This is a genomic window from Gardnerella sp. 30-4, assembly GCF_001641215.1.
Taxonomy (GTDB): Bacteria; Actinomycetota; Actinomycetes; order Actinomycetales; family Bifidobacteriaceae; genus Bifidobacterium; species Bifidobacterium leopoldii.
The window spans coordinates 5,021-9,934 of the sequence record NZ_LXJL01000039.1 but is presented as its reverse complement, the minus strand read 5'-3'; the positions used below and the strand labels follow the sequence as shown (position 1 = coordinate 9,934).

The window sequence follows — 4,914 nt, the reverse complement described above, 5'->3', positions numbered from 1 at the left end:
ACTCTTAACATAAAAATCATAAATTTTTTTGGACGAACATGAAAATAATCATACATTAAATTTGAATTCGACAATATCACCGTCTTGCATCACATAGTCGCGACCTTCAAGACGAAGCTTTCCTTCTTCCTTAATTTTTGCCATAGAACCGTCAGCAGCAACGAAATCATCATAAGATACGATTTCTGCCTTAATAAATCCACGCTCAAAATCAGTGTGAATCACACCAGCAGCTTGTGGAGCAGTCCAACCTTTATGAATCTGCCAAGCGTGAACTTCCTTAACACCAGCAGTCAAATAGGTTTGAAGACCTAAAATATCGAATCCCACACGCGCAAGTTGATCCAAACCAGATTCCTTCAAACCAGCATCTTCAAGCATTTCACGAGCATCAGCTTCGTCAAGTTCAGTAAGCTCGGACTCAAACTGAGCATTAAGGAATATTGCTTTTGCAGGAGCGACAGATGCAGAAAGTTTAGACTTCAAATCTTCATCAGCCAACTCCGAATCATCCACGTTAAACACGTAAATAAATGGCTTAGCAGTGAGCAAGTGTAAATCATACACATCGTTTTTATCAATAAGCTTTTCGTTATGAGCCTGGTCAATAGTCTTTCCAGATTCAAGAATTTCCTTAGCTTTATTTACAGCGTCTACGTATTCCTGCGTAACTTTCTTACCGCGCAAATCCTTTTCCAACTTTGGAAGAGCATTGTCAATAGTTTGCATATCGGCGAGAATTAGCTCAGTATTAATCGTGTCAATATCGTCAGCAGGATCTACTCTGCCGTTAACATGCACAATATCATCATCATTAAATGCGCGCACAACTTCGCAAATAGCGTCTGCTTCGCGAATATTAGCAAGGAACTTATTGCCCAAACCTTCACCCTCGGAAGCACCCTTAACAATGCCTGCAATATCAACGAAAGTAACTGTTGCTGGAACAATCTTTTCAGTATTAACTAATTTAGCTAAAACTGGAAGACGATGATCCGGAAGCGGAACAATACCAGTATTAGGCTCAATAGTTGCAAACGGATAATTCTCCGCCAAAACGTTGTTGCGGGTTAAAGCATTAAACATAGTGGACTTACCAACGTTTGGCAATCCAACGATTCCAATAGTTAAAGACATATTTACCTAGTTTAGACCAGCGCCGGGAAAGCCGACACAACTTGATTTTATTTACTATTTATTTTCAATAGCATCAACTGCAGCAATCACATCTCCCCTAAATCCGCGAGATTCTAGCTCAGCAACGCCACGAATAGTGGTTCCTCCAGGAGAGCACACTGCATCTTTCATAGCACCAGGATGCGTGCGCGAATCCATGTATAACGCACCTACTCCTTCAATCATTTTTGCAGCCAAACGGTAAGCACAATCACGTTGCAAACCATACTTCACACCAGCATCACTCAATGCTTCCATGTACATTGCTGTAAAAGCTGGAGCGCAGCTAGAAATACACATTGCAATATTCATATGATCACTAGTCACTCGCTCTACCAAAGAAATTGGCTCAAATAAAGCATTAAACATTGAAAGTTGACTATCAGTAAGCGTATGAGTAGTTTCAGCTAAAGTCACACCTTGGCCTACAGAAATAGGAGTATTAGGAATAATGCACTGAACATGAGCTTCCTTGCCAAGTAGTTCCATGTAACGCTCAAGCGTCCAACCGGCTGCAACGGAAATAACAGCAATACCTCGTTCATTAATAATTTCACAAATTGGCTTAAGTACTTCAGCAACCTGATATGGCTTTACAGCAATAATAATCGCATCACTTGCTTCACATACTTCTTGAGCAGTGTGCATAGCGCGAGCGCCAATCAGCGAAGTATTACGCTCGAGTTTTTCAAAATTATGCGCGCAAGCAACAATATTTTCACCTTGTAATACGCCAGCATTCAGCGCACCTTTAGCGATTGCTTGTGTCATGTTGCCATAACCTATAAAACCAACAGTTTCAGATACACAAGTACTCATACACGACCCCCTTTAGCGCATTGATAAAACAATAGCGCACTCATTACTAAGCAAACAGATGTATAGCATAGCAAAGAGTGCACTATAATCATTGCGCATATTAAAATTATTACCTTTATATATGGCTTATCTCTTATAAATTCCCTCTAAATCACCACGATTCAGCGCCTCATCAAACAAATGACGGAAAACAATGTCTCCATGCAAACCATCATGCTCAAACTCGTTCGTTGTCCAATAGTGGGAGTTGGCAATACGAGAAAGAGTGTCAAGCTGAAGACCAGAATCGACATACATGTCATCAAAATACACTGCTGATTGCAATGGAACTTCGTTATTAGCAAGTTGATCTTGATCGTAAATTTTGCCAAACTGCTTATCTTTCATCAAGCAGTCAACAGCTGGAAGGAATGGTTGCAAAGCTTTCTCTTGATCGTACATCCAAGGAAACATTGCTTCACCTGTAAACATAATAGGGCGAGCAGAACCAGAAAACTCTGGCATAGTTTCTCGAACCTGCTGAGCAGCCCACAAAATTGGGTGTTCCAATTCACCATCAGCATAAATAAATTCTTGTAATGGCCAATAAAGTGGACTAGAAGCTGTAGAATCCATGACACCATACACAAAATCGTCACTTAAACTACCTGCAGAAGCTCCTCCGCCGTGCTTAAATGCTTTCAAGGAACCATCACCATCTGCAAACGCAGAGTCAATTAACCAATGCACTCGTTCAAAACTTGGTTTCATTCCAAATGAAGAACCCAACATTTGGAATCGCTCAACCGTAAGTTTTTCACCGTTCGGAAGCACAACATCACCCTGTGCAATACGATCTGCAATAGCTGCAGCACGAGCAACATCTTGCGGATAGCGCTCATAGAATTGCTCAGTTTTACGCGCCATACGAGGAAAAGTATGCTCATAGACTTCACGCGCATTTGCTGGAACGTGAGGAATACCTCCTGTTGTAAAGCTTGCAATTAATCCTTGAGGGAATAGTGATAGATATGTAAGAGTCAAGAAGCCACCATAGCTTTGACCAAGTGAAACCCATGGCTTAGCATCGAATTCAGTAAGTCGCAGATGTTCAAAATCGCGAATAATAGAGTCAGCCAAGAAACGCTTTAAATACCAGGCTTGTCGCTCAACGCTTACACCGTCATCTGCCATGCGCTTCATAGTTGAAGCGTCTACTCTTGAAGAACGCCCAACACCACGCTGATCCGGCAAGACTACGCGAAAATGTTTAATAGCTTCTTGAATCCAGCCATCACTAGAAGGCGAAAGCGGTCGTGGACACTGCCCACCAGGACCTCCTTGCAAAAATACTAATAAAGGCAAATTATCATGTACATGCTCAGGAGCACAAACTACTCTACAGAACAATCGGATTGTTTCGCCTTTAATAGCTCCACCAGGAGTGTTTCCTTCCCAATCAAGCGGCACGTCAATTGCACGTTCTTCGATATGCAATCCCGGAACATAATAGCTTGTAAGTAACGCCATTTCGCACTCCCTTTCTGTACTCTTGCATGCTACATGCAATGTCAATTACACATTCTTATATAAATCATACTCAAGTTCGATTGTTCTATAAAGTGCTATGCACTAGCCTAGTAATTATGAAAGTACCTAATATGTTTCAAAGTGTTATACAGTCCTTACGAAAAGAGCTCACATTAAACGACATATTATGGGGTATTATTCCACTTATTCTTTTTATACTTTCAAACAATAGATATAGTATAAGCTATGTTGACGGTTTACTGACTCAGGGTTCGCTGGTTACAGTAGCGCTTACAAATATCGTTGTTGCACTACTACTTTCAGTAAGAAAGATATGGCCTGAACAGGCGGCTATTATTTTTATTGTTATTTGCATTGTGCAAGTAATATTTGGTCCAGCTCAACTTTTCGCTGATTTCTTTGGTTTCGTGCTGCTTGTTAACGCTATTGCGCGCGGAAACCCAACGCATACGAAAGTTTTTGTTATTACAGCTTACATAACAACCATATTATCTTGCGCATTAATATCGTGGAATGTTGTAATGGGACCAATATATGGCAATAATCATTCGAAATCTAGTTATACCTGCAGTGTACGAAATATAAATAGCAGTAATATAAAAAATTGCGTTTCAAATATACTTAATTTTGCGATTCCTTCCATAATTTTTGCGATTATTATTACCACTATTACGGTTATTATTGGCTACTGGCAGCGCACTCATGTGCATACTATTCAACTTTTGCAAGAACACAATAACGCTATTCGCGCGTACCGCCGAAAAGCTCAACACATTGCTGTTACTGCAGAGCGAGCAAGAATTGCTAGAGATATGCACGATATTGTTGCTCATACGCTTTCTATTATTATTGTGCAAGCAGATGGCGGCCGTTATGCCGCAACACAAAATATTTCGCTCGCTAAAAAAACAATGCATATTATTAAAAATGAAGCTGAGCGCGCCGTTCACGACATGCGTAGGCTGCTAGAAGCTTTAACTGATGCACCTTCTAACGACACAAATTTGAATCACGTGCCATCACTTATTGAGCAAGCGCGAATTGCTTCACCAAATAATATTTTTTGGCATACTGTTGATGGCATAAATTCTTCTCATAAACTCAACAAAGCTGCACAAACTGTAGCATATAGAATTATTCAAGAAGCACTTACTAATATTCGCAAGCATGCAGGCGAATGCGTTAAAGTAAACATTCATGAAGAATGGAACAACCAAGGTTTAAAACTAAAAATTACAAATGAAATACACAAAATCGAAGTTAACCAAACGCAAAATAGCAATGCGCAGCATAAAAACGGTTATGGCTTAATTGGCATGAAAGAACGCATTGAAAATCTTCACGGAACGCTTAATTACGGGAAACTAAACGATGGAACGTTTAGTATTG

General features: G+C 40.2%; 4 protein-coding genes. 1 reads left to right on the top strand and 3 read right to left on the bottom strand.

Annotated features, from left to right (window positions below):
- Nucleotides 1–48 precede the first annotated feature (48 nt).
- The 3 genes from ychF to A5294_RS03080 all read right to left on the bottom strand — a co-directional run bounded on the left by ychF (nucleotide 49) and on the right by A5294_RS03080 (nucleotide 3,504).
- Entirely contained in the window at nucleotides 49–1,137 is a 1,089-nt protein-coding gene (gene ychF / locus A5294_RS03090) for a redox-regulated ATPase YchF (RefSeq protein WP_004106888.1), read from the bottom strand.
- 54 nt (nucleotides 1,138–1,191) lie between these two features.
- The gene (gene proC / locus A5294_RS03085; RefSeq protein ID WP_064340434.1) at nucleotides 1,192–1,995 is read right to left on the bottom strand and encodes a pyrroline-5-carboxylate reductase; all 804 of its coding nucleotides are present in this window, start codon (nucleotides 1,993–1,995) and stop codon (nucleotides 1,192–1,194) included.
- Nucleotides 1,996–2,121: 126 nt separating this feature from the next.
- Nucleotides 2,122–3,504 (bottom strand): alpha/beta fold hydrolase, encoded by a 1,383-nt coding sequence (locus A5294_RS03080; protein WP_064340433.1) that lies wholly within the window; start codon nucleotides 3,502–3,504, stop codon nucleotides 2,122–2,124.
- A 116-nt stretch (nucleotides 3,505–3,620) separates the two neighbouring features.
- Between A5294_RS03080 and A5294_RS03075 the strand changes: the two genes are divergently transcribed.
- On the top strand, nucleotides 3,621–4,914 hold a 1,294-nt coding region (locus A5294_RS03075; RefSeq protein WP_231880183.1), incomplete at its 3' end, for a sensor histidine kinase.